24 protein-coding genes and 2 pseudogenes are annotated in these 23990 nt (G+C 69.8%); 13 read left to right on the plus strand and 13 right to left on the minus strand.

Annotation, left to right across the window (positions count from 1 at the left end; genetic code table 11):
* A partial coding sequence (locus AB0M67_RS39490; protein ID WP_365752791.1) for a CHAT domain-containing protein occupies positions 1–3659 on the minus strand: 3659 nt, incomplete at its 3' end.
* Positions 3660–3774: 115 nt separating this feature from the next.
* On the opposite strand from AB0M67_RS39490, the pseudogene AB0M67_RS39495 reads away from it, so the two are divergent.
* The 3 genes and pseudogenes from AB0M67_RS39495 to AB0M67_RS39505 form a co-directional block, all read left to right on the plus strand.
* Positions 3775–3927: pseudogene (locus AB0M67_RS39495) on the plus strand (transposase); the annotation flags it as partial.
* Between the two features lie 274 nt (positions 3928–4201).
* Positions 4202–4342, plus strand: coding sequence for a hypothetical protein (locus AB0M67_RS39500; protein WP_365752792.1), 141 nt, complete (start codon positions 4202–4204; stop codon positions 4340–4342).
* Positions 4343–4669: 327 nt separating this feature from the next.
* On the plus strand, positions 4670–5251 hold the full coding sequence (locus AB0M67_RS39505) for a peptidase inhibitor family I36 protein (RefSeq protein WP_365752794.1): 582 nt from the start codon (positions 4670–4672) through the stop codon (positions 5249–5251).
* Between the two features lie 347 nt (positions 5252–5598).
* Here the strand turns inward: AB0M67_RS39505 and AB0M67_RS39510 are convergent, their stop codons facing one another.
* Positions 5599–6264, minus strand: a complete 666-nt coding sequence (locus AB0M67_RS39510; protein ID WP_365752796.1) for a hypothetical protein — start codon at positions 6262–6264, stop codon at positions 5599–5601.
* Complete coding sequence (locus AB0M67_RS39515; protein ID WP_365752879.1) at positions 6242–7375, minus strand: M20 family metallopeptidase; 1134 nt, start codon at positions 7373–7375, stop codon at positions 6242–6244. Before AB0M67_RS39515 ends, AB0M67_RS39510 begins: the two co-directional genes overlap by 23 nt.
* 275 nt (positions 7376–7650) lie before the next feature.
* On the opposite strand from AB0M67_RS39515, the gene AB0M67_RS39520 reads away from it, so the two are divergent.
* Together AB0M67_RS39520 and AB0M67_RS39525 are read left to right on the plus strand one after the other, a co-directional pair.
* On the plus strand, positions 7651–8535 hold the full coding sequence (locus tag AB0M67_RS39520) for a LysR family transcriptional regulator (RefSeq protein ID WP_365752798.1): 885 nt from the start codon (positions 7651–7653) through the stop codon (positions 8533–8535).
* A gap of 382 nt (positions 8536–8917) precedes the next feature.
* On the plus strand, positions 8918–9190 hold the full coding sequence (locus AB0M67_RS39525; protein ID WP_365752800.1) for a DUF6193 family natural product biosynthesis protein: 273 nt from the start codon (positions 8918–8920) through the stop codon (positions 9188–9190).
* A gap of 37 nt (positions 9191–9227) precedes the next feature.
* On the opposite strand, the gene AB0M67_RS39530 is transcribed toward AB0M67_RS39525, so the two are convergent.
* From AB0M67_RS39530 to AB0M67_RS39555, 6 genes and pseudogenes are all read right to left on the minus strand, one after another.
* A complete protein-coding gene (locus AB0M67_RS39530) occupies positions 9228–11006 on the minus strand; it encodes an ABC transporter permease (RefSeq protein WP_365752802.1) in 1779 nt (592 codons plus the stop codon).
* 2 nt (positions 11007–11008) lie between these two features.
* On the minus strand, positions 11009–11827 hold the full coding sequence (locus AB0M67_RS39535; RefSeq protein ID WP_365752804.1) for an ABC transporter ATP-binding protein: 819 nt from the start codon (positions 11825–11827) through the stop codon (positions 11009–11011).
* Positions 11824–12366: a PadR family transcriptional regulator gene (locus AB0M67_RS39540; protein ID WP_365752806.1), complete on the minus strand. Its 543-nt coding sequence runs from the start codon at positions 12364–12366 to the stop codon at positions 11824–11826. Before AB0M67_RS39540 ends, AB0M67_RS39535 begins: the two co-directional genes overlap by 4 nt.
* 63 nt (positions 12367–12429) lie before the next feature.
* Positions 12430–12774 (minus strand): ATP-binding protein, encoded by a 345-nt coding sequence (locus AB0M67_RS39545; RefSeq protein ID WP_365752880.1) that lies wholly within the window; start codon positions 12772–12774, stop codon positions 12430–12432.
* Positions 12753–13397, minus strand: a pseudogene (locus AB0M67_RS39550) (HAMP domain-containing protein); the annotation flags it as partial. The pseudogene AB0M67_RS39550 and the gene AB0M67_RS39545, both read right to left, overlap by 22 nt.
* Positions 13378–14031, minus strand: a complete 654-nt coding sequence (locus tag AB0M67_RS39555) for a response regulator transcription factor (RefSeq protein WP_365752808.1) — start codon at positions 14029–14031, stop codon at positions 13378–13380. The pseudogene AB0M67_RS39550 and the gene AB0M67_RS39555, both read right to left, overlap by 20 nt.
* A 222-nt stretch (positions 14032–14253) precedes the next feature.
* Between AB0M67_RS39555 and AB0M67_RS39560 the strand changes: the two genes are divergently transcribed.
* From AB0M67_RS39560 to AB0M67_RS39585, 6 genes are all read left to right on the plus strand, one after another.
* A complete protein-coding gene (locus AB0M67_RS39560) occupies positions 14254–14940 on the plus strand; it encodes an ABC transporter permease (RefSeq protein WP_365752810.1) in 687 nt (228 codons plus the stop codon).
* 121 nt (positions 14941–15061) lie between these two features.
* On the plus strand, positions 15062–15271 hold the full coding sequence (locus AB0M67_RS39565) for a helix-turn-helix domain-containing protein (protein ID WP_365752812.1): 210 nt from the start codon (positions 15062–15064) through the stop codon (positions 15269–15271).
* Between the two features lie 315 nt (positions 15272–15586).
* Positions 15587–16252 (plus strand): hydrolase, encoded by a 666-nt coding sequence (locus AB0M67_RS39570; protein ID WP_365752814.1) that lies wholly within the window; start codon positions 15587–15589, stop codon positions 16250–16252.
* Positions 16253–16451: 199 nt separating this feature from the next.
* Positions 16452–16904 carry a MarR family winged helix-turn-helix transcriptional regulator gene (locus AB0M67_RS39575; protein ID WP_365752815.1) on the plus strand — a complete coding sequence of 151 codons (453 nt, stop codon included), beginning with the start codon at positions 16452–16454 and terminating at the stop codon, positions 16902–16904.
* 109 nt (positions 16905–17013) lie between these two features.
* Positions 17014–17505, plus strand: a complete 492-nt coding sequence (locus tag AB0M67_RS39580; protein WP_365752817.1) for a hypothetical protein — start codon at positions 17014–17016, stop codon at positions 17503–17505.
* A 237-nt stretch (positions 17506–17742) separates the two neighbouring features.
* The gene (locus tag AB0M67_RS39585) at positions 17743–17943 is read left to right on the plus strand and encodes a hypothetical protein (RefSeq protein WP_365752819.1); all 201 of its coding nucleotides are present in this window, start codon (positions 17743–17745) and stop codon (positions 17941–17943) included.
* Between the two features lie 44 nt (positions 17944–17987).
* On the opposite strand, the gene AB0M67_RS39590 is transcribed toward AB0M67_RS39585, so the two are convergent.
* From AB0M67_RS39590 to AB0M67_RS39600, 3 genes are read right to left on the minus strand one after another with little or no spacing between them, the layout of a single operon-like run.
* Positions 17988–18404, minus strand: a complete 417-nt coding sequence (locus AB0M67_RS39590; protein ID WP_365752821.1) for an arsenate reductase ArsC — start codon at positions 18402–18404, stop codon at positions 17988–17990.
* A complete protein-coding gene (gene arsB / locus AB0M67_RS39595) occupies positions 18397–19515 on the minus strand; it encodes an ACR3 family arsenite efflux transporter (protein WP_365752823.1) in 1119 nt (372 codons plus the stop codon). The genes AB0M67_RS39590 and arsB overlap by 8 nt, the downstream gene beginning before the upstream one ends.
* Positions 19512–19916: a metalloregulator ArsR/SmtB family transcription factor gene (locus AB0M67_RS39600; RefSeq protein WP_365752825.1), complete on the minus strand. Its 405-nt coding sequence runs from the start codon at positions 19914–19916 to the stop codon at positions 19512–19514. Before AB0M67_RS39600 ends, arsB begins: the two co-directional genes overlap by 4 nt.
* Before the next feature lie 107 nt (positions 19917–20023).
* Here AB0M67_RS39600 and arsM point away from each other — a divergent pair, with 107 nt between their 5' ends.
* Positions 20024–20839 carry an arsenite methyltransferase gene (arsM, locus tag AB0M67_RS39605; RefSeq protein WP_365752827.1) on the plus strand — a complete coding sequence of 272 codons (816 nt, stop codon included), beginning with the start codon at positions 20024–20026 and terminating at the stop codon, positions 20837–20839.
* 142 nt (positions 20840–20981) lie between these two features.
* Here the strand turns inward: arsM and AB0M67_RS39610 are convergent, their stop codons facing one another.
* Positions 20982–21782: a hypothetical protein gene (locus AB0M67_RS39610; protein WP_365752828.1), complete on the minus strand. Its 801-nt coding sequence runs from the start codon at positions 21780–21782 to the stop codon at positions 20982–20984.
* 719 nt (positions 21783–22501) lie between these two features.
* Here AB0M67_RS39610 and AB0M67_RS39615 point away from each other — a divergent pair.
* Positions 22502–23755 (plus strand): MFS transporter, encoded by a 1254-nt coding sequence (locus AB0M67_RS39615; protein WP_365752829.1) that lies wholly within the window; start codon positions 22502–22504, stop codon positions 23753–23755.
* Positions 23756–23990 lie beyond the last annotated feature (235 nt).

Raw genomic sequence — 23990 nt, forward strand, 5'->3', positions numbered from 1 at the left:
GTACTGGGGTGCCCCTCCGCCTTGCGATCGCACGCACCGGACGCCGCAGGCCCCGCCCTGCGGGCGGACGGCGCTACTTTCGCAACACGCCCTAGCTCCTGGCTGGTGAGGAAGTGGTGGAAGACGGCCATCATCAGCGCGGTCGCGCTGTCGTTGACGGCCCAGCGGGAGCCGATCACGTCGGCCGCGCCCCGGGCGACCAAGGCGGTGGAGAGAGTCAGTGCCTCGTCGTGGTCGCCCGTGCTCAGGTCGGTCTCGCAGGCGCTGAGCACGACCAGCGGGCCGTCCGGGCCGGGCGCCGCGGTCGCGGCGTGGTCCAGGATCCGGGCGACGGTCAGCTCGCCATCGGCCAGCGACAGCGCCGATCGCGTGGGACTCGGACCGGCCACGCCGTGGCAGGACATGTGCACGACCGCCGCCGGCTGACCGCCTCCCGGCAGCACGGCCAGCAGGTCCTCGCAGCTACCCGGCGCATCCGGCACGCCCTCGGCCGCCACGAACTCGCCGTAGCGCCGGGCGTCCGGGTAGCAGGCCGAACGCAGCGCCTCCGTCTCGATCTCGGCCCACACCAGGCTGAGCCGCGGGTCGGTGACCAGCACCCGGCGCCCGCTGGTGGGCAGCCGGTCGCGGGCGGCGGCCCGCAGGAACTGCGCCCCGGACGGGGCGTAGCTGAACACCGCGTCCTGACAGGCGTACCGGAAACCCCCCAGCGGGATGTGCTCGCGCGCCGCGTGCCAGGGGACGACGCCGAGGGGGCCGCAGGGGATCAGTACGATCCTCGGCGGGCGGCCGAGGGGTTCCAGGGAGCCGAGGACCGGTCCTACGGCGGCGGGCCAGGCCCAGTCGCACAGCTCGCTCAGCGCCGCCCGCCATTCCGTCTCGGCGGCCTCCCACGACGCACGCGACGCGTCCGGGTCGGCCGCCTTGCGGGAACGGTCGGCGGCGGCGGCAAGGTAACGCTCCAGCTGGTGACTACCTGGGGAGAGCAGCAGCGGCAGGGCAAGCACGGCGGGCTCGGCGCTGCCGGGGCGCAGGATCAGCGCGCGTCCCGGGATGTGGGGGCGGAAGCCCTCGCCGGGGACCAGGTAGACCAGCGCGTCGGCCCCCGAGGCGGCCAGCGCGGCGGTCAGCGCGGCGACGTCCGGAGTGCCGAGCAACTCCCGTGCGCCGGTGCCGTTTCCCGCCTCCAGTACGGCGAGCGCCCTGCGCCGCAGGCTGCTCGGCAGCTCAGCGCCGGGGGCCTGGGCCGGCACCACGGCCGCTCCCCCCGGCCGAAGCGGATCCCCCTCAGCCGGATGCCCCTCGCCCGCGTCCACCTCAACCCGGTCCTCCCCGCTCGGACCTCGTTGGAGTGGATGCCGCGGTGCCTGTGCCCGCCACCGTTCGGCCAGGTCGGAGTGACCCCGGTCCGCCAGCAGCCGGGGCACGCCGTGTGCGGCCGCGGCCGTCTGGAGCACCAGGGCCCGACCCAGCTCCAGCGCCTCCACGGCCTCGGCGGGGCGGTGGTCCTCGGCGCACCGCAGGGCCAGCCACAGCGCGTGGCCGGTCGCGGTCCTGGCCACCGACAGGGCGTGCTCGGCGCCGAGTTGAAGGAGGACATCGGCGGCCATCAGCTCCAGTGCCTCGCGGCGAGTGTCCAGGCTCGCCTTCCGGTCCTCACTCGCGCGGCCGCCGCCGGTCACCACGCTCATCCAGTGGGCCGTGGACAGCTCCGTCAGAACCTCGACGTTCAACGGCAGGCCGTGGCCTTCGGCGGCCAGGGCACGGGCCCGGCTCAGCTCGGTGATGCACGGGTCGAGCAGGCTGAGGTCACTGCGGTGGGTGGTCGCGCGGAGCATGGCCTGGCCGAGGGCGAGCCGCAGCCGGGCTTCTTCCCAGGGCGACGTCCACGATTCCTCGATCACCCGGTGGACCTCCTCGATGGCGCGGTCGATGACCTCCCGGCGGGGGTCGGTCCTGGCCAGCTGGGCCATCATCTGGGCCCGCGCAGTGGGGAAGTACGGTGCGAACAGTGGCGGGACCGTGGCCGGATCGGTCTCCACCGCCTCCCGCAGGTACCGGGCGGCGGCGCGAAGGTCGGCCTGGTCTCCGGTCCAGGCGGCACGTTCGCTGTGGGCCAGGCCCAGCGTGCCGGTGATGACGAAGCGTGTGCCCACGTCGGGCGCGGGGGAGGCGTACCGGTCGCTCAGCGTCTGGATCAGTTCCTCTGCCGTGCGGGCCAGCGTGGCCTGGTCCCGGCTGCGGCGGGCCTGCAGGAACCCGGTGACGAGGCTGAACAGCGCCTGGACATCGTCGCGTTCATCGGCGGCGGACAGCACCTTGACCATCGACAGTGCGGCGACGCCATCCTGGAGGCTGCCTCCGAGCGTGGCGGCGGTGGCAACGCGATGGGCGAGGAGGATGGCCAGGAACCGCCGGGCGGCCGCGGCCTTCGCCCCGTCCGCCGGAAGGGCGTCGATCCATTCCCGGAGCCATGCCGCGCTCCGCTCCACGCGCGCGATCTCACCGTTCGACACCCACAGGTTGTCGATCGAGGTGGCCAGGATCAGTTCCAGGCTCAGCTCTCGCCGCCAGGCCGAACGCGCCGCGGGGTCGGGGTCCGGCCGCATCGCGGCCATGTCCACCTCGCCGAAGTCCAGTGTTTCTGGCATCCGGAGGTTCCCCGCCACCAGCAGGGCCGCGTGGAACTTGGCGACGCGGATCCGCTCGGGTGCGTCCGTAGGCATGGCGAGCAACGCCTCCTTGGCCGCCTGCGCGGCGCTGTGGACGCGTTCGGCGAGCGACCGGGGATCCTGCCCGCCCGATCTGAGCGCGGCGAGCAGTGCGCGCAGCGGCGCGAACTCCGGCTGGTCCAGGCCCAGATCCGCCAGCTCCCGGCCGGCGTCCGCCATGGAGACCCGGGGATCGTTCACGGTGACGCACAGCCACTCCAGCAGGCGCGCGAAACGCACCGCGTCCCGGCGCGCCCAGTCCACCACCCCCTGGACGGCGTCGGCCGGCACCTCCTCCACGGGCTCCGTGCGGGGCACCACACCGGCCGGCCCCGCCTCCTCAGCATCGTTGCCCTCCTGGGGCAGGGACGGCGAACTCCCCCCGGGCGGGTCGGGGAGCGAGGACAGCAGCGTCGCGACGCGCTCCATGACGGCCACTACCCTCTCCCGCGTCGTCAGGTCACCGGCGACGATGCGGGCGAGAACGTTCAGGGCCTCGGTCAGCTGCTCCCGCAGCGATTCGGCCAGGGCCGGCGGCCCGGAGCCGTCGCTTACCTCCGGAGGAATGCCCGGCGGGATGAGCAGTTCGGCCAGGTTGCTCCGGGCCGTCATGGCGAGCTGGTCGTTCAGCGGCATGGCACGGTCGGTCCACCGGAGATGCCTCAGGGCGGCCGCCCACTCCTGTGGATCGGCGTCGGGCCGGCCCTTGAGCCGCGCCCGCATCAGCAGCCCGAGCCAGGGCACCACGGCCGCCCGGGCCGGATCCTCCGCCGGTAACAGCCTCTCGACGGTGGCCAGATGCTCGGTCACGAACCGCAACGCGGCCGGCCGCGGATTCTGCCGCGCGTGGGGCCACAGCTCGTGCGCCTGGCGAACGGCGACGGCGGCCCAGGACCGGAGCCCCGCGACATCTCCCTCGCCTTGGCCCCGCTGCTTCTCGTCGGCCATGCATCCCCCGTTATGTTCTTCGCGGTCCTGCGAGAGGGCCGCCGGCCTCCGAGCCCAGCATGACCGTTCCCTCCTGTCGGAGGCATGACCTGAGAGGGTGAAGATCCGGTGCCAGGTGCCGTCCCGCTGCCAGCGGCGGAACAGGTCGTACGCCCGGCCCATGCGACTGCTTCGTGTCTGGGTCGGGATCCTGCACCGGATGCGGACCGGGGTGCAGTGGCGTGACCTGCCTGAACGGTTCGGGCCTTGGAAGACGGTCTGTGAACGTCGTCGCGGGCCCGCGACGACGACCGCACCTCGCCGCCTTGTCGGGGTCGCCCAAGTACGTTCAGTACGAGAGCGATCCTCCGCCTTACGATGCACGGCACCGGACGCCGCAGGCTGATCCACGAAGATCGACCGGACAGGACCTGGATGAACGCCGGACGGTCCCGGGCCTCGGACTCGCGGACCATGAGCCGTTCGGCCTGTGCCCGTGAGAGTGATCCGAAAGAGGAGGCCCAGGTCACAGTGACGTCGTGGGTGGGCCGAAAGTCCGGGCCGTGGACGAACCGCGGCGGCCCGAGGGCGCGTTCGGCAGCGCCGACATCCTGCGCGCTCACGTCGGGGCCTGTCGGGTGATGTACGAGATCATCACCCAACAGATCCGCGTCAGCGTCATCCACCTCGGACGCCTGTGCTGAGTGCCGGGCGCCGAAGTGCCTCCCGAACTGCTGTGAAAACACTGCTCCGACACGTACAGAGCCGGACAGTCGTCGCCGACAGAGCACCAAGCACTGCTTCCCGCCGTGATCCGCAAGCCGTGTGCACGCATCATCAAGGGATTGTGCACGGAGCGTCAAATAGGCGTAAGTCCATGACGGATAACTTCTCCTTGCCAAGAAGGATTCGCCCCAACAGCGAACGCCACTCGTTCCCTGATGCGAGTTTTCCCTCAATCTCGCACGTCACGAGCCTGGTCCGACACACGTGCGCGCTCAAAAACAGAAACCACATAAGGAGAACACGAAATGCGTCACGCGATCCGTTCTTATCTGAGGCCGTTGGCCTCCCTGCGGAGCAGAGGGGGATCGTTCCGCACCCTCATGGTGACGGCGGCCGCGCTGCTCCTCCTCGGAGGGACGGTTTCATCCGCGGGAGCCGACAGCAACGGTGTTCAGAGCCCCCGCAGCGGCTACTGTCTCCAGACAGTCGGCGGAAGCGCCCGCTGCTACGACAGCAAGGCCGCGGCCCTCGACACCCTGGGTGCCGCCCCTGGTGCCGAGCACAGCACGCTCTCGCCGATGTCGCTGGGCGACTGCGCTTCGGGCCGTTTCTGCATCTGGGAATGGACCGACTACAACTCCAACGGCCTCTGGCGTTGGCGCATCGGTGCCGGAACCTGGCAGTTACAGGAGGGGGACATGATGAACCAGGGCTCAAGCGCGTACAACGCCCGCTCCGGCCTTGTCGTGCTGATCGACAGTGCCTGCCCAGAATGGGTACTCGCCTTCGAACCCGGCGACCGCGCCCCCGACTTCAGCAAAATTCCGCGCCCTGCCCCCTGTGGCGGCACCTGGAACAACCGGGTCGACAAGATCGAGCTCTACTGACAGCTGGAATGGCCTTCCGTCCGTCGTGATCCCCTCGTTCCATTCCGGAAGTACCCCCGGTACCTGCGACAAGCGGGTGCCGGGGGTTGAGCTCGGCGGGCGGTCGGTCCACGGCGCTCTGCCCACAACAAGGCTCGATCCACCAAGATCACCCAGACGCCGGCGGCGACGCTGACCGTCACCACAATCACAGCGCTTCCCATACCGTTGAAACGGATGCACTGCGACAGGACGACAGGACGAACTCTTTGCCCGGCGACAAGGCCGCGGGTGCGGCGGACGCGGCGACTGCGGCCACGCATCATCAACGTCCGCCACGGCGTCGACTCGGTCGGCACGTGCCGCACTCAGCGAATACCGTTCTTGGCCAGCTGGCTCACCAGAGCGTCCACCAGCGGGGGCTTCAGGCCCAGCGCCAGGAACGCCAGGGGCCTGAGGCCGTGCCGTGCGATCTCGACCCGGTGGAAGGTCATGAAGAGCGACGCGCCGCTCATCCGGTTCAGCACGGTCACCTCGCTCCACGCCACCGCGTCCTGCACGCCGCCGAACAGATTGGTGACAACCAGGCCGTCCGTGTAGAGGTAGCACCGTCTGAGTCCGAATCCGGCGGACAGACGACGCCATGCCAGCATGAGGCCGAACAGGACGAACACCACCGCTGTCATGACGGCGCCCTTGGCGAACGCCGCCGGCGGTGTGATGGCTACCAAGCAGACGATCAAGATGACGTACAGCACCACACCGACCCGCCGCGCCATCTGCGCCAGGCCGCCTCCCACTCCCGCGATGGGATAGCTACCGAGCTTCTCGCCGAGGCCGAGCCCGTCCACACCGTGTCGCATGATGAATCGTCTCCCCTGGAGCAGAGTCATGATCTCCCCATCGATTCGGACCGGCCGTCCGCCATCAAGGTGCGGCTGACGGGACGGCAGCAACAGCAGTAACGGCAGCACCGGATTCGAGGCGCTGGGAGAAAGTCCCAGCCGCGTTTCACACAGAGCCACGCCGGTCACGGCCGGGCCGGCGCCGTGTCCGCTTGATGAGTTGAGCGAGCAGAAGGGTGCGGGGGACCATCTGCCCGACCTTGACGTACTCGGTGTTCGCGTGAGCGCCACCGCCCACGGCGCCCAGGCCGTCCAGCGTCGGACAGCCCGCAGCCGCGGTGTAGTTGCCGTCCGAGGCGCCGCCGACGGCGAGCCCCCGCAGCGGTTCCTGGCCCAGTTCCGCGGCGAGTTGGGTGGCGAGGGCGAACAGTTCGGCGGAGGAACCCGGCTGCATGGGCGGCCGTTGGCTGCCGCCCAGCACCTCCAGCCGGGCGCCGGGCACCCGCGGTGTGAGCCCCCGCAGGAGCGCGTCGATCCGGTCCTGCGCCACCGGGGTCGGCACGCGCACGTCCACCGACACCCGCGCCAGCGCGGGCACCGTGTTGCGTGCACTGCCGGCCGACAGCAGGGTGGGCGTGACGGTCGCGGAGCCCAGCACGGCGTCGGCGCCGTCGACGTCACCCATCGCGGCCCCGAGACCGGCGATGGACAGCACCTGGTGAGCGGCCTCGACCGCGGCGTTGATCCCCTTCCGCGGTTCCTGACCCGCGTGCGCCGCCCTGCCATGCACGACGACCTCGTACCGCGAAGTGCCCTTGCGGGCGGTCTTGAGCGCACCCTCGTCGTCCGCGGACGCTTCCAGAACAAAGGCGGCCGCGCACCCTCGTACGGATTCCTCGATCAACTGCCGGGAGGTCGCCGAGCCGACCTCCTCGTCCCCGTTGACCAGTATGCCCACCCCGTCCGGGGACGGAAGCGAGGCCAGGGCATGGAACATCTGCACCAGGCCCGCCTTCATGTCCAGGACCCCGGGCCCGCGGGCGATCCCGTCGACCACCGACCAGGGGTGGCTCTTGATCGAGCCCATGGGCCACACCGTGTCGTGATGTCCTACCAGCAGGACCCGCGGGGTGCCGAATGTCCACCGCAGATGGGTCACACCGTCGATCACAATCGTCTCCGGCCCGGCCCCCAGCAGCCTCCTCCCGAGCGCTCCCACCACCTCGGCGCTTCGCGCCACCGCCGCGTGGTCGGCCGAGAAGGACTCGCAGCGCACGAGCTCCGCCAGATCGGCCAGCATCGCCGGCAGTTCGACAGCGGCCCCCCGCGTCATCGGTCCCGCCCCATGCCAACTCCCCGCCGTGCTAACCGTTGTGACGACACACTTCCCCCTCGGACTTCATGGGTATCGATGCGGCGGGGCTGTTCCGCCTACGAAGCCCCCACCGTGTGAACGACGTTAGGGCGAGCTGAGGCATTCCACCAGCGACTGGATTGCATAAGACCCATGCGTCTGGAGAATGGGTCGTGGGAAGGCGAGAGGCGATGCCCGGAGAATCATGAAGGGGGAGTGGCGTGTTCGAGATCGACGCGCTTCGGCTGCTCGTGGCCGTGGCAGAGACCGGATCGTTCACCAAGGCGGCGGCGCGGCTCAATTACACACAGTCCGCGGTATCCCGGCGGATCGCCGCGCTGGAAAAGCAGGCGGGCGGACCGCTGTTCGAACGGCTCCCTCGGGGCGTACGGCTCAATCCCGTCGGCCGTACGCTGCACCGGCACGCCACGGAGGTGCTCGACCGGCTGTCGCGGGCGGCGCGGGAGCTGGCCGTGCTGAACGCGGGGAACGGCGGACTGCTGCACACGGGAGCCTTCGCCACCGCCAACATCTCGCTCGTGCCCACCGCCCTGCGGGCACTCCAGCACGCCAAGCCGGATGTCGAGGTCATCGCGGTCGAGGGCGGGACCGACACACTGATGGAGCGCCTCGCGGACGGGGCGTTGGACCTTGCCGTCGTCAGCGACTACCCGTCTGGTCTGCCGCCGGCCGACGGTGTCACAACGACCGTGCTGTGCGAGGACGAACTGTTCGTGGCTCTCCCGCGCACGCACCGCCTGGCCGGAGCCCTAGCGGTCGACCTGCGTGAACTGCACGACGAGGCATGGCTTCACAGCGCATACGGCGACCGTCCCACGATGCTCGCCGATGCCTGCGCACGGGCGGGCTTCACCCCCAGGAAGATCATCCGGATCGCCGAATGGACCGGGAAGTTCGGCTACGCGGCCGCTGGACTGGGGGTGGCGCTGGTCCCCTCGCTAGCCGCCCGGATGGTCCCCGACGAACTAGTCCTGCGCCGCCTCACCGACCCGGCCCTGCGCCGGACCGTCCATGTGGCGCTGCCCGCGGCCCCGCTACCGGCGGCACTGACACTGCGGGATCTGCTGCACGACGCCGTTGACTGAACCAACGCAGCCAGGCCGCTGCGGCCTCCCTGGTGGCGACACCGGGGCAACACCCTTGCCCTGGTGGCGAGCTGGAGGCCCTACCGCACCGGGCGTTTGCCGACTACCGGCGCGAGGGCGAATGGTTCGACTTCGGCGACGTGCAGCCGGTCGGCGCGATTCCCGCCGCCGCCCACCAGCACGGCACCGCTACCCGGCCGGCACGCGCGGCGCGCCGCCGCGGTGAAGACGGGGTGAGCGGCCCTCGGAGGCCGGCCCATTCTGGTCCTCCGAAGGCCGCCTCCACGTCCGGCAGTTCCCTCCTTGAGTGATCAAGTTCGAGGGAGCATTCGACCGGTCACACGGTTCCGGGTGGCTGGTCCCCGGCATGCATGATGGTGCCATGAACAGCGACTCATCGGACAACGCCAGTGTCGAGACGGGCTGGCAGGCCGTACGTAACGACGGGCGCGTACGCACCGAACTCCTCGAAGCGGCCTACGCGGAGCCGTGCCTGCGGCAGTTGTTCCCCTGGACGGGGATGGGCGAGCTGCACTTCAGTCGCTGCACGGCGTGGCGATGGACCTGGGACATTCCCTGCATCCAGCCCGCGGCCGAAGGCACCTATTGGGTCTCCGGCACCCTCCCGGGATCCGGACACCGTCGAGGACGATGAGGACGAGTACCGATCGGCGGCTCCGGTGAAGGGTCCGTCAGGCGGGTTCGGCGTTGAGGGCGCGTCCAGCGGGGCTGCGGGTGTGGGCCCACGCGGGCAGGGCGGTCAGCACTCCGACTGCCAGCAGGATGACAAGTCCGGTGGTGAGTAGCCACGATCCCGGGGGCACGATCTGTGTGCCGAAGAACCAGTACAGGCCGAGCCCGGCCGGAATGCCCGCCGCCACTCCGGGCACCGCGGGCAGGAGCTGCGCGACGCAGAGCGCGGCGATGACCTGGCCGGGTGTGGCGCCGAGGGTGCGGGCGACGGACAGGGCGCGCCGGGCCTGCACGGCGGTGCTCAAGCCGAGGAGCACGGTGTTGAGTGTGGACATCGCTACCAGCGCGAGCGTGACGGCGAGCAGCACCTGACCGGTCTGGTCGGCCCGTATCTCGATGGGGCCGAACTGCGCGGAGTCGGGCCGCAGGGCGAGTTCGGTGTGCCAGGTCAGCAGGGCGGTGACCATGACCGTGGTGGCGGCCACGCCTGCGCAGGCCAGCGCCGCCCGGCCGGGCCGACGTGCGAGCAGCCGGGTGCCGAGAAGCAGTGACGTGGGCAGATACGCCGTTACGGCATTGAGGCGCGGGCGTCGCGTGAGTAGATGCGCCGGGTCGGTCAGGGCATTGACGGTACTGGTGCGGGCCGCGCGCAGGGCAGGGCGGAACGCGCCCGTCACCGCGACGACGACGGCGAGGAGGACCGCGGCGAAGACGGTGCCGAAGTCCGGAGGACCGATGGTGTTGAGCAGCCCGGCGCTGGGGTCGACCAGGCGGTGCGCGGCAAGCGCCCCGGCGGTCAGACCGATCGCGGTGGCCAAGAGGGTGAGCAGGAGGTACTGCGTGACCAGGGCGGCGGTGACGGTGGCGGCTCCGGCGCCGACTGCCTTGAGCAGTGCGGCACGCCGGTTGTCCCGGGCAGCGCGTGCTGTCGTGAGTGCGGCGAGGGTGACGATCGCGGCGACAGCGAGCAGCCAGCCACCGACGACCAGGGCCGGCTGGATGTCCCTGATCATGGCCTTGTCGGTCTGCAACACGCCCTGCCAGTCATGGGTGTTGACCCAGCCGTCGGCCGCGCTCCAGTCGGCGAACGCGGTGTCCATCCACTGCTGCGTCGCGGTGGGATCGTCCAGCTTCAGATGGATCAGGTGGACTCCGGAGTTGTCGCCCGCGGCCTCGCGGGTGTCCGCGGAGGTGAGCCACATCCTGCCGCCGAAGTCGGAAGGCCCGGGCCCTTGCGCATTGTCGCTCCACGGATACACCGAGGTGGCCGCGCTGACCGCGGTTCCGACGACCGGATAGTCGCGTCCGCTCACGGTGACGTGGTCACCAACGCTCACGCCGAGTGCTTTCGCGAAGCCGCGTTCGAGGACTGCGCCACCGGGCCGTACCCAGGTTCCGGAGGTCACCAGCGGCTGGTCGACTGCGGCATCTTGAGAGGTGTCGCGCCCTTCGACCGCGGAGTGCGCGCTCTTGCCGTGGGCCTTGATGTACGTGTCGAACGCGAAGACGGGGTCGGCCTGCTCGGTCACACCGGGAGTGTCCGCGAGGCTTGCGGCCACGCCGGACGGATCGGCGGCCGTCGTGACGGCGATGATGTCGGGTCCCGCAGTGGCCGCGCGCGTCTTCTCGTACCCGGTGTCGACGGCGTTACTGGTCGCAAGGCCGAGGGTCAGGCTCGTACTTGCGATGGTGACGGCGAACAGGAAGACGACGGCCTCGCCGGGGCGGCGACGCATGTCGCGCAGTACCAGGCGCCATATCAGGAGCAGGTGTCCCACCGTCAGTTCTCCCAGTTCAAGAGAGCGCCGAGCCGTGCGGTGCCGGCGCCGTGGCCGTCCAGGCGGGTGTCGTCGCCCAATGTCCCGTCGCGTAGGGAGACAACGCGGTCGGCGGTGGCGGCGACGCGCTCGTCATGGGTGACCATGACCAGGGTCTGGCCAGTGGCGCGCAGCTCGTCGAAGAGCCGGAGGATGTCGTGGGTGGAGGCGCTGTCGAGGTTTCCGGTGGGCTCGTCGGCGAGGACGACCAGCGGTTTGTTGACCAGGGCGCGGGCGATGGCGATCCGCTGCCGCTGCCCGCCGGACAGTTGGGAGGGCAGATGCCGGGCCCGGTCGGCGAGTCCCACCCGGTCGAGGAGTGCGGCGGCGCGGCGGCGGGCGGTGCGGGGCGAGGCGCCGGCGAGCAGCGCGGGCAGCTCGACGTTCTCCGCCGCGGTCAACTCGTCGACCAGGTGGTATGCCTGGAAGACGAACCCGAGGGAGCGGCGCCGCAGCCGGGCGAGCGCCCGCTCGCTGAGGTCGTCGATGCGCCGTCCGCCGAGCCACACCTCGCCCTCGGTGGGCCGGTCGAGGCCGCCCAGCAGCTGGAGCAGCGTGGACTTGCCGCAGCCGCTGGCCCCGGTTACGGCGAGCGTCTGCCCGACGGGGATGTCGAGGTCGACCCCATCAACGGCCCATATCGCGCTCTCGTCCTCGCCGTACACGCGCGCCAGACCGACCGCGCGCAGTGCCGGCCCTGCCGCCTCATCCGGCCGGCGCGCTTCCGCGCCGTCCTCCGTACCGCGCCACCGCGACCGGGCCCGCTGACCATTTCTCGTCATCCGTTTCCTCCGCCTTTCCCCCGCGTCGTGCGGCCGGACCAGACCCGGTCGCACGCCTCCAACCAGCGCAGATCGGCCTGCAACCGGAGCGCGACGCCCTCCAACAGCAGCCCGGCCTCCGAACCCGTGTCGTGAGCGAGGGCGGCATGCTGGGCTTCGGCGAGGCTGCTCATCAGCTCCCGTCGGCGCGCGTTCACGAGCGCGAGCGGATCGGTCGTGCCGGACTCGCGGGCGGCCACCAGCTTCAGATGGAACTCCGTCACGTCCGCCCGGGGCCCGGTGCTCTCGGCCATCCACGCGGCCACCCGCTCGTGCCCGGCCGCGGTGGGCGCGAACACCTTGCGTTTCGGGCCGCGCACCGCCGCATCCTCACGCACTTGGACGACCAGACCCGCCTTCTCTAGCCGGGTGAGCGTGACATAGACCTGCCCCGCGTTCAGTGTCTCCCCGAGCGGACCGAGTGCCGCTGCCAGGCGCCTGCGCAGGTCGTAACCGTGCAACGGCTCTTTGACCAGGAGCGCCAGCACCACGTCCTGCACGAATCTCCCGCCTCTCTCCCTCCTCAACGACCCCCAATAGATAGCGGTTATCCAAAAGGGGCGTCAAATGAATGCGATGGTGATGTCGAGTCCGCCTTCCGGTCCCTGCGCGGTCGCGATCCGGGCGTGGTGGGCGTCGGCGATGGCCGCGACGATCGACAGTCCGAGGCCGTGTCCGTCGGTGTGTGCGGAGCGGTGGCCGAGGCGCTGGAAGGGCTGGTACAGCGATCCGATGGCCTCTCGTGGGACAACCGGGCCGCTGTAGCGAGGTCGTCGAGTACGCCGGTGACGATGTCGGCGAGGTCCAGTGGTTCGGTGCGGAAGACTCCGCTCTGGCTGCTTGCCAGGGTCAGCAGTGCTTCGATCAGCCGGTCTTGGTCCTCGCCGATTGCCAGGGCCCGTTCGCACACTGCCCGCAGTGTTCTCACCTCTGGATTGGGTGTGTTGAGGGCGACCTCGATTATGGTGCGTTGGAGGGTCAGTGGGGTGCGCAGTTCGTGTGAGGCGTTGGCGACGAAGCGGCGTTGTGCGTTGGACGCGGTGTCCAGGCGGGTGAGGAGTTCGTCGAAGGTGTCGCCGAGGTTTTTCAGTTCGTCGTCGGCGGGGCCGGGCATTGCGAGGCGTTCGTGCAGGTTGTGTGCTGAGATCCGGCGGGCCCGGTCCGTCATCACGCGTACGGGTCGTAGCACTCGTCCGGCCACCAGCCAGCCAAGTCCGCCGGAGAGTCCGGTCATCACACCGAGCGCGATCCCGGACCGGGTGAGGAGGGTGCGCTGTGCCTGTTGGCGTTCACGGTCGGCGACATAGGAGATCTCGGCGGTGATTTCTTGTGTCTCCGCGTTGTGTGAGGCGTTGGTGGTGGTGACTTTGGTGCCTTTGGACGCGGGGCTCTGTACGACCAGGAGGTAGGTGACGGCGAGCAGGGCGGCTCCCGAGACGAAGAGCAGCGTTCCGTACAGGAGGGTGAGGCGGAGCCGGGCCGACCAGCGGATACGGACCCGGGCGGCCGTTTCAGACGCGGTAGCCGGCATGGGGCACCGTTTCGATCACGGGCGGGTCGCCGAGTTTGCGGCGCAGCCGGCTGACGGTCACCTTCACGGTGTTGGTGAACGGGTCGGTGGCGTTGTCCCAGGCCCATTCGAGCAGTTCCTCCGCGGACACCACCGCTCCTTGTGCGGCCAGCAGCAGTTCCAGTACGGCCATCTCCTTGGAGGAGAGGTCGAGTCGGCGTCCGGCGCGCCAGGCGGTGTGTTCGGCGGGTGACAACGAGAGATCGCCGTGGGTCAGTACCAGTGGCACGGCGGGGTGTGCGCGTCGGGCGAGGGCGCGGATCCGGGCGATCAGTTCGGCCAGGGCGAACGGTTTGGTCAGGTAGTCGTCGGCGCCCAGGCTCAGTCCGTCGACGCGCTCGGCGACGGTGGCGGAGGCCGTGAGCATGAGAATGCGGGCGCGGCAGCCGTGCTTGATGAGCGCGCGGCAGACTTCGTCGCCGTGCATCAGCGGAAGGTCCCGGTCGAGCACGATGACGTGGTAGTCGCACACGGTGGCCTGCTCCGGTGCCTGTCGGCCGTCCAGTGCCAGGTCGATGGCCATGACTTCCTGCCGCAGTCCGACGGCGATCGTCTCGGCGAGTTCGAGGTGGTCGTCGACAATCAGCACTCTCATGCCGGTCAGGATGCCGTGTGGCCCGTAACAGGGGAGTAACGCGCGGGGACCGGGCACGGGGCGGGCCACGGGACAGGGCATGGGACCGGGTACGGGACCGGGCATCGGGCGGGCAAGGAGCGGGCGTGGGGCCGGGCTTGGCTGTTCCTTGGGGGTAACCGTGTCCGGCGTACAACTCGGCGGTGACGGGGGCGGGCCGGCGCACGCCCCCGCCCGGCCCGGATGAGTCCGGCCGATGTGCTGCGGGTGGGCGGGCACGGTCTGCGGGCCTGGCCGATGCGGGTGTTCCTGTCCGCGCTGGGCATCGCCATCGGCATCGCGGCGATGGTGGGCGTGGTGGGCATCTCCACCTCCAGCGCGGGGGATCTGGAGAGGCGGCTGAGCGCCCTGGGCACCAATCTGCTGACCGTCACACCGGGGCCGTCGCTCAGCGGTGACGCCTCCCGTCTGCCGGGCGAGTCGGTGGACATGGTGGACAACCTCCCGGACGTGGAGTCGGTGACCGCGCTCGGCGAGGTCGACGCCGAGGTCTACCGCAACGACCACATCCCCGAGGCCGAGACCAGCGGTATCGCTGTCAAGGCGGCGAAGACCAACCTGCCCGGGACGACCGGTGCGACGCTGGCCGACGGCCGCTGGCTGAACGCGGCCAATGAACGCTATCCGTCCGTGGTGCTCGGTCCCCGCGCGGCCGAACAGCTCGGGGTGCACCGTGCCGGACCCGATATCCACGTGTGGCTCGGCGACCGCTGGTTCACCGTGATCGGAGTGCTCGCGCCCAACGAGCTGATCCCTCAGCTGGACACCCAGGCGCTGGTCGGCTGGCCCTACGCGCAGGAGAACCTCGGATTCGACGGCTACCCGACGCAGATCCACGTATGGGCGGTGGCATCGGTTCGACCCTGGTGATCGGCGCCCTGGCGGGCTTCTATCCGGCGGTGCGCGCGGCGCGGCTACCGCCGACGGAGGCACTGGCGGCACCCTGATCGCAGGTCTTCCGCCTCGTCACACAGCCGCCACAGCGGAGTCGATGGACACCCTCGCGGCTCTGTGCGACATCCTCGACTGCCGGCCCAACGACCTCATCGAGGTCCAGGTCGTCAACGAATCGAGGTCCAGGTCGTCAACGAAGAGGTACGCAAGACCGCCGGCGGCGAGACGCCCGGCCCGCTCCCGGCCGTGCGCCGGACCTCGATCCGGCGACCGGCGAAAGTTGCGCGGTCGTCAGGATGACGCGTGAGCCGGTGCCGTATGTGGGCTGTCCGTGCCAGTTGGGGCACCGGCCGGAGTGACTACCACGTCCGCACTCGCCTTCGCATTCACACCGCCGCCCTGCGCGCCCCTTGACGACCCGGGAGAGGCCCGGCCAGTCGGCCGGGTACTGGTCGCGGTTCTCGGGCCGGATCCATATGCGGTCACCCCTCCGCGCTGCCCCGGCCAGCAGCTCTCTGCCCCCGAACTGCCAGCGCTGGACAAGTAGTTGACGCGTCATGTAAAAAGATGACGCATCAACCAAATTGGTTTGTGCGCGCCCCGTACTCCTGAGGAGATCTCCATGAGCACGTCGCCGAAGGCCGGCCTCGAAGCCCTGCTGACCCCCGAGGAGAGCGTCCTGGTGCTGATCGATCACCAGCCGTACCAGTTCGCCAACCTTCACAGCCACGAGCCGATGATGGTCACCAACAACGTCGTGGGATTGGCCAAGGCGGCCAAGGGCTACGGTGTCCCGACGATCCTGACCACGGTCGTGGAAGATCGCGGGGGCCTGCTGATCCCGCCGCTGCAGGACGTCTTTCCTGACCAGAAGCCGATCAACAGGACCTTCATCAACACCTGGGAGGACCAGGTCGTGGTGGACGCCGTGAAGGCCACCGGACGCAAGAAGCTGATCATCGCCGGTCTGTGGACGGAGATCTGCGTGGCCATGCCCGCCATCCAGGCGGCGGGCGAAGGCTTCGATGTCTACGTCGTGACCGACGCCTCCGGGGGTGTGTCGGCCGAGGCTCACGACATGGCGGTGCGGCGCATGATCCAGGCCGGGGTCGTGCCGATCACCTGGCTGGCCGTGATGAGCGAGTGGCAGCGTGACTGGGCCCGGACGGACCGCATCACGCCGGAGGACCAGCTGGCGGCCCTGGGGCACACGGGTGCCACCGGGATCGTGACGGTCTGGGAGCAGCAACTCCTGAACACCCCGGTCGCCGAGACGGCCGGGGCGTAACGGCGGGGGCATCGGGGCGGTCCCGCTATCGGAGTGCCGCCCCGTGCCCCGACCGTCACGCGGCCACCCAAGAGGCTCAGCCGTCAGCCCGTCGGGCGTGAAGACGTAGCCCGAGCCGCGCCGCGACGGTGGCGCATACACCCAGCCGGCTAGATGACGCATCGACCAGTTCACTACACTCGGCCTCGTGACTGACCGGGTGAACTGGCTGACGGCGGAGGAGCAGCACGCGTGGAGGAGTTTCGTCCGGTTGCATGAGCGGCTGATCGGACGCCTGTCGCGGCTGCTGCAGACGGAATCCCATTTGCCGGCGGCGGATTACGCGGTCCTGGTCAACCTGACGGATGTGCCAGAGGGCCGTCAGCGGTATCAGGATCTCGCGCGGGCGCTGGAGTGGGAGAAGAGCCGGATGTCCCACCACATCACGCGAATGATTGGGCGGGGGCTGGTAGTACGGGAGGAGTGCCAGGAGGACGGGCGAGGTGCCTTCGCTGTGATCACGGAAGCGGGGCGCGAGGCCATCGCGGCGGCGGCCCCGCTGCACGTGCAGGCCGTCCGATCTCTTTTCCTGGACCATCTCACCGCGTCGGAACTCCGAACCCTGGCTGAGATCTCCGTCCGCGTGGTGGAGAAGCTGGACGATGATGCCTGAACGGTGAGAGGGAGGAAGACTGCACGGTCGGAATATTCCCTTCCCGCCAGTAGTCCTCGGCCCGCGGTCCGGCTGCTGCCCCCACCCGGACGGAACCGGCCGGCGGCACGTGATCCACGGATACGTCTACAAGAAGGCCGTTGACGAGGACGGCAACCACCTCTCCTCCGGTGAACTGCGGGACGTGCCCTGGGTCGCGATCACTCCGGTCGTCTCTGCCATCCGCGTGCTGGAGCGGATCGTCCCCGGCGGGGAACTCCTCTTCGGCAGTCAGTTCCACCAGTTCGGCGGCTTCGGCCAGGGGACCGAGGTCTCTCTTCGCACCGAAACCCTGCGCGAGCGAGTGGAGAACTTCGTGGACTGGGCCTCCCGGATGGCCCTCCGTCTGGAGCGTCCGCACGAGGTGATCCCGCCGGACCCGCACGGCGCAATCGGGACGGGCCGGTTCCGCTCCACCCTGGCCTGGCACATCGCCCGCCACCCGGGAGAGCTGGTTGGTCTGGCGATTCGGTACGGCCACATGCGAACGGCCGCCAGCGCCGGCTATGCCTCCCGCAGCTGCGACGGCATCCACGACCTCCCAGACGACCCCCAGTCATGAGCCCCGCACCAGACGAACGCGACCGCATCCGCACGGCCATGGACCGCATCCTCGGCGGAACCCCGCAGCGGTCGAACGGAGCTCTGACCATCGTTGCTCTCGCCACCGAGGCCACCGCGGCCGACGTTCCTCGCAATGTCCTCACCCAGCGGCACCTTGACCTCAAGAACGAGTTCTACGAGAAGGTCCGGGCCCGCGGCGAGATACCCGACAGCGAGAACCCGACAGCGAGAAGCGGTGCGTCGGCAGCTCGTGAAGGCCAAGGAACTGCGGGCCGAGGCCCTGAAGGAGGCCGAACGGCTCAAGGCCGACAACGAGGCACCGGTCGGCGCACTGCACCAGGTCGTGATGGAGAACCGGCAGCTCCGGCTCCAGCTGACCGAGCAGGCTGGCAACGTCCATGTCCTGCCCACCCAGCCCCGGTCGCCTGCCCGTTGAAGGCGGGCCCGCGGCCGTGGCCGGGGCGGTTGATCAGTACGCGGCTATGCGGCCAGCAGCTCGTCCAGGAGACCGCGGACACGGCGCTCGATCTCGTCGCGGATCGGCCGGACAGCATCAACGCCCTGCCCGGCAGGGTCCTGAAGCTTCCAGTCGAGATACCGCTTGCCGGGGAAGACCGGGCAGGCGTCTCCGCAGCCCATGGTGATCACCACATCCGATGCCCGCACGGCTTCGGTGGTGAGGACCTTCGGGGACTCCGCGGACAGGTCGACGCCGATCTCCTTCATCGCTTCCACGACGGCCGGGTTCACAGCGTCGGCCGGGGCCGACCCGGCCGAGCGGACCTCGACCTGTCCCTGGGAGAGGTGAGTGAGGAAGGCGGCGGCCATCTGGGACCGGCCCGCGTTATGGACGCACACGAAGAGCACAGACGGCTTCACGGTCACGGATTCAGGCACGGGAGGACCCTTCCTCGACGGCGCCCGCGGGGGCCGTCAGGGGCTCGGACTGGGGAAAGTAGCGGCGGGCGGCCAGGGCGACATGGACCAGGCCGATCAGGACGGGGACCTCGATGAGCGGGCCGACGACCCCGGCCAGGGCCTGCCCAGAAGTGGCGCCGAAGGTGGCGATGGCGACCGCGATGGCGAGCTCGAAGTTGTTGCCCGCGGCGGTGAACGCGAGGGTGGTGGCCTTCGGATACTCCAGGCCGACCGCCTTGCCGACGGCCAGCGATCCGGCCCACATGACGGCGAAGTAGACCAGCAGCGGCAGAGCGATCCTCAGCACATCGACCGGCTGCGAGGTGATCGCGTCGCCTTGCAGGGCGAACAGCACGACGATCGTGAACAGCAGCCCATAGAGGGCGAACGGCCCGATGCGGGGGATCAGTTCCGCCTCGTACCAGTCACGGCCCTTGGCCTTCTCGCCCAGCTTGCGGGTCAGGAACCCGGCCAGCAGCGGGATGCCCAGGAAGATCAGGACGCTGCGGGCGATCTCCCAGACCGACACGTTCAGCCCGGTCGTCTCCAGCCCGAGCCGGCCGGGCAGGACGGAGAGATAGAACCAGCCGAGCAGGCTGAACGCGAGGACCTGGAACACGGAGTTGAGGGCGACAAGGACAGCCGCGGCCTCCCGGTCACCGCACGCGAGGTCGTTCCAGATGATGACCATCGCGATGCACCGGGCGAGCCCCACGATGATCAGGCCGGTCCGGTATTCGGGGAGGTCGGGCAGGAAGATCCAGGCCAGGGCGAACATCAGGGCCGGGCCCACCACCCAGTTCAGCACCAGGGACGGGATCAGCAGGCGGCGGTCTCGGGTGACGGTGTCGAGCCGGTCATAGCGGACCTTCGCCAGCACCGGATACATCATCACCAGCAGGCCGAGCGCGATCGGCAGCGAGACCCCGGTGACCGTCACCTTCGCCAACGCGTCCCCGAGCCCGGGAACCAGGCGGCCCAGCCCCAGGCCGGCGACCATCGCGGCCAGAATCCACACGGCGAGGAACCGGTCCAGGAACGACAGCCGGGCCGCGACCGGCCCTGCCGGATCGATGGTTGTCTCGCTCACGAAGCGGCCCCGGCCGGAGTTTCCATGGGCTCAAGGGGCTGAGTCCGCGGGTTGGCGAGGACAGCTGCGAGGTGGTCGGTCATCGTGGGCAGCAGCCGGTAATACACCCACGTCCCCCGGCGCTCGGAGTCGATCAGACCGGCCTGCTTCAGCAGCTTCAGGTGGTGGGAGATCGTCGGCTGGGAGAGATCGAAGGCTGGGGTGAGGTCGCAGACGCAGATCTCCCCGCCCTCCCGCGAGGCGATCATCGACAGCAGTCGCAGCCGCACCGGATCACCCAGGGCCTTGAACACCTTCGCCAGTTCAACGGCCTGATCTTCGCCCATGGGCGCACTCAGCAGCGTCGGGCAGCATCCCCCGGCACCGTCCTGGCCGAGCACGACCAGCTCTTGTTTCGACATGCTTCTATGTTGACGTTTTTCGATCCAGCGCGCAAGGTTGCATCGAGAATCGTCAATGCAGCCCGTTCCAGGGTCTGCCACAGCCCTGTCTTCGAGGAGTGAAGGTCATGATCGAGCAGTCCACCGACCTGCGCGAAACCGTCCGCCAGCGCTATGCCGCCGCCGCGGTCCAGGTCACCGAAGGTGGCAGCGCGTGTTGCGGACCGGACGCCATCGAGGTCGACGAGAACTTCGGCGGAGCCCTCTACGCGGCAGGCGAACGCGACGAACTGCCCGCCGAGGCCGTCGCCGCCTCCCTCGGCTGCGGGAACCCGACCGCGGTTGCCGACCTGCACGAGGGCGAGCGGGTTCTCGACCTGGGTTCCGGCGGCGGCATCGACGTCCTCCTCTCCGCCCGCCGGGTCGGCGCCACCGGCAAGGCATACGGACTCGACATGACCGAGGAGATGCTGGCCCTGGCCCTGGCCAACCAGAAGAAGGCGGGCGTGACCAACGTCGAGTTCCTCAAGGGCGCCATCGAGGCCATCCCGCTGCCCGCGAACACGATCGACGTCGTCATCTCCAACTGCGTCGTGAATCTCTCCACCGACAAGCCCGCGGTCTTCGCCGAGACCTACCGCGTCCTGGTCCCCGGCGGCCGGATCGGGATCTCCGACGTCGTCGCCGACGACACCCTCACCCCTGAGCAGCGGGCAGAACGCGGCGACTACGTCGGCTGCATCGCCGGAGCCCTCTCCTTCAACGAATACCGCCACGGCCTCGAAGCCGCCGGATTCACCGACATCGAGATCACCCCCACCCATAGCGTTGCCGACGGCATGCACTCCGCGATCGTCCGCGCCACCAAGCCCACCAAGCCCACCAATGCCACCGCACTGGCTGCACGGCTCCAGGTCACCGCCGAGGCCAGCAGTTGCTGCTGAAAACTCGCACCGACATCGTCTACTACTACGGTGCCGACCTCGCCGACTGCATCAACCACGAGTTCGACGACTTCAGCGCGCACACATCTGACGATTGGAACCCGAGAGCGACCGTCGCATTCTGGGTACGGCCGCGGCCGGCTCATAGCCCGCCGCCGCAGCCGCCACCGCCGCACGAACTGGATGCGCCGACACCGCCGTCGTTGGCCCAGCCGGAGGTTCGGGCAGGATCCGTACCGGTAGCCCGCTTCGGTCTACGGACGCGGACCTGCGCCCCGGTAACGCAGCGCTCGCACAGCGCCTCGAACTCGGGCCACTGATCCTGCCCCATTCTCGCGTCCGCGATCGCGAGCCAGACTGCCGCCGGCACATGCACAGCCAGGGCGATCACGAACCAGAGTCCGTTCGCGTCCGGCTGACGGACGTAGAACCCGATGCCGTGGACGAGAACGGCGAACAGACCGAACACCGCTGCCCACGCTTCCCTCTCGCCGGGCACGTTGCGCGTCCGACGTGCGGGAAGGTCGCGCCGCGCTGCCTGCCGCAACTGGGCGCTGAAGGCCGGGAAGCGGGGTGATGCCATCACCTCCTCCACAGAGCCGCTCCCCGCGGCGTCGTGAACGGCCGTTTGGAGTGTCGTCAGCAGGGGGTGCGATTCCGGTCGTGTTTCCCGGACCGTCCGGTGTCGGCCGCGGGAGGGGCGGCGCCTGGGAGACAGCAGCAGGATCCCGGCCTGTGTGGCCGCCCGCTCTCCCTCAAGGTGGTACATGGCGAGAACGGGCTTGGCGGCACCGGTTTCGAAGAAGCGTCCGATTACCTGCCGGTCACGCCGGAGCACGTAGCGGAGGCGGACCAGCGAGTACGCCATGAATGTCGCGAAAGCGCCGACCCAGACGACCGCGAAGGCCCAGAAGGTCGGTAAGTCCGTCAGGAAGCCTGTCATCAGTTATCCCCCGTCGATCCCGTCGATCCCGTCGGGTCTGCCGGGGCTGGCCGCGAAGCGATATCCCCTGGCTTCCAGGGTGGCAGGAACGGCTCCTGCCGCACAGGTGCCCGACAGATCTCGGTTCATCGGATCGGGGTTTGACCACGGCACACTTCCCCGGCCGCACGAGCCGGAGCGCTCGGCAGTACAAGGGTCTTCCTCAACGCCGGCCGAACGGGCGCGGCCGGCCCGTGCTCGTCGTCGGGGACTGACCGATCACACGGCGGACGGCAGAGGGACCTGGCCCGCATGGTGTGATTCGCCCGCCACCCCGACACAGGCGAGGTCACCAACACCCGCGGACGGCTCCCGCTGGTCATGGTCACCCCGGCCGTTGCGCACGGCTCCGCCGCCGCTACACGCGCAAAGCCGAACACTTCCACGGCCTTCACGGGCATCGCCCGCACCCTCATCCGCTGCCGCGGACCCGCTCGTCGGGTCCGGCGGCCCGTCACTCATCACAACTTCCGGCGGTCGCCCCCGGTTCCCGCTACAGATGTGACATTTCGCCAGATCGGATCGCCTTTCGCCGCGGCTTGGGCGCCGTGCATAGTCCCTGAGCGGCAAGCGGGCTTTCGGAGAAGGGAATCCAGCACACCTTGAGAACTGACAAGACCTCAGGCGGCATATCGGCCGGCACACCCTCGCCATCACGGTGGCGGCCTCGGCCGCCGTGGGTGATCGCGCGAGGGGTGCTGCTCGAACGCGGACCGCGGCGGACGCTGGCGCTGGCGACGTTCATCAGCATGATCGGCAACGGTCTCTTCATGACCGGCGCCGCACTGTTCTTCACTCGCTCGGTCGGCCTGTCGGTCGCGCAGGTCGGTCTGGCCATGGGGGTGGCGGCCCTGGTGGGCCTGGTGGCCGGGGTACCGGCGGGGCGGGTGGCCGACCGGCACGGGCCGCGTGAGACGTACCTGGTGATCCAGTGCGTACAGGCCGCGGCGATGGCGGCGCTGGTGCTGGTGCACTCGTTCTGGGCGTTCGTCCTGACCATCTCGCTCACCCAGCTCGCGGCCTCGGCCGGGGCCGCGGCCCGGGGGCCGCTGACGCGCGGCTTCGCGGGGCCGAACCCGACCAGGTACCGGTCCTACCTGCGGGCGACGGCCAACCTCGCCGGAGCGTGCGGTGCGGTCATGGCCGGTGTGGTGGTGCAGGTGGACACACGAGGCGCCTACATGGCGCTGATCCTGGCCAACGCCCTGAGCTTCCTGCTCTGCGCGGCCGTCGTGACCCGCCTGCCGCACCTGCCGCCGGTGCGCGAACCGGAGCACGGCTCCGCATCGAAGGTGCCCGCGGCCGGCCGGTGGGGCGTGCTGAAGGATCTCCCGTACATGGTGGTGACCGCGCTCGACTCACTTCTCTCGCTTCAGGGACACGTTCTGGTGTTCGCGCTGCCACTGTGGATCGTCGGCCACAGCCAGACACCCCCCTGGCTGATCGGGGCATGTGGGGTGGTCAACACGCTGATGGTGGTGGTGTTCCAGGTACGGGCGAGCCGGGGTGTCGTCGACAACGCCTCCGCGGGACGGGGCGCGGCCCGTTCCGGTGTGGCGTTCCTGCTCGGCATGGCGGCGATCGCGGCCGCCGCGGGGATGCCGGGATGGCTCGCCTCTGTGCTGATCGTCACGGGTGTCGTCGTGCACACGGTCGGCGAACTCTGGCACGCGGCGGCCTCGTTCGAGCTGAGCTTCGGACTCGCGCCCGCTCAGGCTCAGGGCCAGTACTCCGGACTTCATGCCACCGGTACGGGCCTGGCGGGCTCTCTGGCGCCGTCGGTCCTGGCCCTGTTCTGCATCACTTGGGGCGTCCCCGGCTGGCTGGCGCTCGGCGGCGTCTTCGTGCTCGCGGGACTGGCGATGCCGTACGCGGTCCGATGGGCCGGGCAGAGCCGCGTGGCGGCAGCCGGACCGGACGCAGTCCTGGCGTGACCCGGCCCCCGATTCCGCCCGGAGCGCGCTGGAACGGCGGCTCCCCGTCCGACAAGCGTGCCTGCGTTCTCCACGGCACCGTGACCATCTCAGCGATCCGGCGCCGACTCCGGTCACAGATCCATTATCCAGGCGCGGAGAGGCGCCTGTCACCGTTCTCCGGAATGATCTTCATGCCCGATCCGCGCCTTTGGGGTTGCGGTCGACGAGCACAACACACCTACGTATCCAGGGA

Origin of the sequence: Streptomyces sp. NPDC051662 (genome assembly GCF_040681655.1) — a bacterium.
GTDB lineage: Bacteria > Actinomycetota > Actinomycetes > Streptomycetales > Streptomycetaceae > Streptomyces.